The sequence below is a fragment of the Aquimarina sp. MMG015 genome (genome assembly GCF_018100855.1).
GTDB classification, from domain to species: Bacteria; Bacteroidota; Bacteroidia; order Flavobacteriales; family Flavobacteriaceae; genus Aquimarina; species Aquimarina latercula.
Genome location: NZ_JAGJEB010000031.1, coordinates 1 through 1,169, shown reverse-complemented (window position 1 = coordinate 1,169; position 1,169 = coordinate 1). Strand labels below are relative to the sequence as shown.

At 35.4% G+C, this 1,169-nt stretch carries 1 pseudogene; it reads right to left on the bottom strand.

The features are described 5' to 3' along the window. A pseudogene (locus J8L88_RS23355) lies at positions 1–1,169 on the bottom strand (DUF11 domain-containing protein); the annotation flags it as partial.

The window sequence follows — 1,169 nt, the reverse complement described above, 5'->3', positions numbered from 1 at the left end:
TCTCCGTCATTATCAAGATCTACATCTGTTGTATCTGTAGGATCATCAGAAAGATCAATAACATCATCTCCATTTGGATCCTGACCAGTCACTGTAGCTTGATTTATAACTTCTCCTAATAGAATATCCTCTGCCGTTAATACATAAGTAGCAGTGAATGTGGTCATATCTATCTCACCAACTGCTAGATCTATTGGACCTCCAGTAACAACAATACCTGGTAATGGATCTGTAAGAATAATATTAGTAACATCAACATTACCTGTGTTCTCTACCGTAAAGGTATACTGAATCTCATCGCCTACATTTGGCAAATCATCACCATTAACATCAACATAGAAACCTGTCTTAGTTAAAGCTAAATTAGGTAGCTGTTCAATATCCGTAATCGTCTCATCATTTGTAGGGTCATTATCTCCATTATCATCAACAGTCTCATCTCCATTATCAGATATATCGATAACATCATTATCATCAGGATCATCTCCAATTACAGTTGCACTATTGATCACTTCTCCATTGTTAATATCAGCTTGTGAAATTGCATAAGTAGCAGTTGCCGTTCCTGTTTCTCCTGGAGCTAAAATAGATGGTGTAACTGGTAGATTAATACTTCCTGTTAGCATATCATCTATGAAGATATTATCAATTGTTACATTTCCTGTATTAGTAACTGTAAAAGTGTATGTAATAACATCTTCTACATTAGAACCACTAACCACTCCTGTTTTAACTAAAGTTAATTCTGGAACTGGAACTGTATAGTTTGTCTCATCATCCTCTATCGGGGTATCTGCATCTGGAGTACTATCCGGTGTACTATCTGGATCAAAGTTATCACTCGCTGTAATTTCAGCAAAATTCGTATAATTACCTGTATCTGTAATTACAGCAGTATAGGTTAACACTAATGGAGTTGTTGTTGAAATATCTAAACCATTCCAACTAATAATACTTCCACTAATGGTACCACCATTACTAATACTACCAATTGCAGTATATCCATCAGGAATCGTATCTCCAACACCAACACCTGTAGCATCATTTGGACCATCATTACTAATTGTAATGCTAAAGGTCACTGTATCTCCAACACTAATCACAGTATTAGTATCTGCATCAGTAGTTAATACTGCACTCTTAGCAATACTTAAATCATTTGCTGTATT